This window comes from Humidesulfovibrio sp. (assembly GCF_035560995.1).
Lineage (GTDB): Bacteria > Desulfobacterota > Desulfovibrionia > Desulfovibrionales > Desulfovibrionaceae > Humidesulfovibrio.
In genome coordinates this window covers 1-2897 of record NZ_DATMYK010000227.1, presented here as the reverse complement: position 1 = coordinate 2897, position 2897 = coordinate 1, and the positions used below count along the sequence as shown (strand labels likewise).

General features: G+C 64.6%; 2 protein-coding genes. Both read left to right on the top strand.

Going from position 1 to position 2897, the window contains the following annotated elements:
• Positions 1–70: 70 nt before the first annotated feature.
• The gene (locus VN419_RS09000) at positions 71–2122 is read left to right on the top strand and encodes a methyl-accepting chemotaxis protein (RefSeq protein WP_325646671.1); all 2052 of its coding nucleotides are present in this window, start codon (positions 71–73) and stop codon (positions 2120–2122) included.
• 182 nt (positions 2123–2304) lie between these two features.
• On the top strand, positions 2305–2897 hold a 593-nt coding region (locus VN419_RS08995), incomplete at its 3' end, for a carbonic anhydrase (RefSeq protein ID WP_325646669.1).

Genomic DNA, 2897 nt, shown 5'->3' with positions numbered 1-2897 from the left:
GGCTTGTCCCTGCGCCTGTTTTGCACCCTCACCTGCTGTGAGGAAAACGTTTCAAACTTTGGAGAATGACGTGAAGACAAAAAGCATCAGGACGACGATCGCGCTCATAGTCGGCGTTGTCGTCCTTCTCATCCAGTCGGCGCTGGTGTTCTTTGTGGCCGACTCGACCTACGAGGCGAACATCGAATCCGAGAAGCACGAGATGGCGCTGGTGGTTTCCACCATCTCCAAGTCCACCGCTTCATTCGGCGTGCAGCAGATGGAGAAGGTGCGCGGCGCGGCCAAGGCTCCGAGCCTGCGGAACTTCCTCCTCTCCGGCAAGGATGAGGCTGCTGCGCGGGAGATCATCCAGGCCATGTCCCTGTCGTCCCAGGACGTGAACACGTTCTATTTGTACGACAGGCAGGGGAAGCAGGTCATCCTGATGGCCCAGGGCAAATCCGCCGCGGTGAACGACCTGTCCGCGCGCCAGTACGTCAAGGACTCGCTCCAGGGCAAGGACGGCTTCAGCGAGGAGGCTTCGAAAAGCATCGCCACCGGCAAGCTCATCGTCAGCGTCACCACCCCGATTCTCGACGACTCCGGCCAGGTCGTGGGCGGCGTGGGCATGTCCTACACCCTCGACAAGCTCATCGCGGATTTCATCGAGACCACCAAACTCGGCAAAACCGGCTATCCCTACCTCCTGTCGCCCAAGGGCGTCATCAACGGCCACCCGGACCGCAATCTGCTGCTCAAGGATGTTTCCGCCGACCCCGGAATGTCGGCCCTGCTCTCCGCCCCGGAGGGAACGGGCTCCTACACGAGAGACGGCAAGGAGAAGCTGGTCGTCTGGTCGCGCGTGCAAGGCTGGAACTGGGTCTTGGCCTTTGCCATGAACCTGGAGGAGATCCAGGCGCAGGCGCAAGCACAGCGCAATTTCATGATCATGCTGGGCGTCTTCGCCATTGCGGCGCTCATCGCCGCCAGCCTGTTCGCCCTGGACAAAATCGTCGTCAAACCACTGCGCAGACTTGAAGAATTCGCCTCAGACGTGGCGGGCGGCAACCTGAACCAAACCCTGACCGTGGGCTCGGCCAATGAAATCGGCAAACTGGCGAACAACCTGAACACCATGGTCGCCAGCCTCAAGGCGAAAATCGAAGAGGCCGACACCAAGAGCGCGCAGGCCAACGCGGAGTCGGCCCGCGCCGCAAAAGCCACCCTCGAGGCCGAGGAAGCGCGCGCCCGGGCGGACCGCGCCAAGAGCGAGGGCATGCTGGCCGCGGCGGGCAAGCTGGAGGCCATCGTGGGCATCGTCACCTCGGCCTCGGCCCAGCTTTCCGCCCAGATCGGCGAATCGAACAAGGGCGCGGGGCGCCAGGCCATGCGCATCACCGAGACGGCCACGGCCATGGAGGAGATGAACGCCACCGTGCTTGAGGTGGCCAAGAACGCCAGCCAGGCGGCGGAGACCTCCGACGGCGCGCGCAAGAAGGCCCAGGATGGCGCGCAGGTGGTGCAGAAGGTCATGAGCGGCATGAGCGACGTGCAGCAGCAGACCACGAAGCTCAAGGCCGACATGGGCACACTCGGCAAGCAGGCCGAGGACATCGGCCAGATCATGAACGTCATCAGCGACATCGCCGACCAGACCAACCTGCTGGCCTTGAACGCCGCCATCGAGGCCGCGCGCGCGGGCGACGCCGGACGCGGATTTGCGGTGGTGGCGGACGAAGTGCGCAAGCTGGCCGAGAAGACCATGACCGCCACCAAGGAGGTGGGCGACGCCATCCGGGGCATCCAGGACGGCACGCGGGCCAACGTGGACGGTGTGGACAAGTCTGTGAAGCTCATCACCGAGGCCACGGATCTGGCCGACCAGTCCGGCCGGGCGCTCCATGAAATCGTGCAGCTGGTGGACGCGGCCAGCGATCAGGTGCGCTCCATCGCCACGGCAAGTGAACAGCAGTCCGCCGCAAGCGAGGAAATCAGCCACTCCATCGAGCAGGTGAGCACCATCGCCCACGAGACCTCCGAGGCCATGGGCCAGGCGGCCAGGGCCGTGGACGAACTGTCGCGCCAGGCCCAGATCCTGGACTCGCTCATCACCCAGCTGCGCGAGGAAGCGGGCCACAACTAGCCCGCCGCGCAGGCACTCCGCTCACACAGGCGGCTCCCCCCCTACTCCACGGGGCGAGGGGCCGCCTTTTTCATGGCCTGGGCGAGTCTTGAGCTTCCGGGCGCTTTGCCCTACACTTGCGGGCAGGCGCTCGCCCCGCGCGTCGCCGTCACTCATCCCTGCCCATTGGAGACACAGCGTTCATGAAGGACATCGCCCGCTTCCTTTCCGGCTTCAAGATTTTCCAGCGCACCTATTTCTGCGGCGACAATGAACTTTTCAACGACCTGAACAAGGCTCAGAACCCCAAGGTGCTGGTCATCGCCTGCTCCGATTCCCGCGTGGACCCGGCGCTGCTGCTGGGCGTGGAGCCCGGCGACATGTTCGTGGTGCGCAACGTGGCCAACCTGGTGCCCCCGTACGAGAACGCGCCCGGCCGCCACGGCGTCAGCGCCGCGCTGGAATATGCGGTGAAGGTGCTTCAGGTGGAGCACGTCATCGTGCTGGGGCACTCCTGCTGCGGCGGCATCAATGCCCTCATGACCCCGGAGCGCGAGGGCCTGGGAGAATTCATCGCCCCCTGGGTGAAAATCGCCGAGGCCGCCCTGAACGAAGTCTCGGCCAAGCTGCCGGACAAGGACCACGACGTGCGCCAGCGCGCCTGCGAACAGGCCTCCGTGCTGGTCTCGCTCGAGAACCTGCTGACCTTCCCCTGGCTGTGGGAGCGGGTGATGACCGGCCACGTGTATCTGCACGGCTGGTACTTCGACATGCAGAAGGGCGAGCTCTTGAGCTA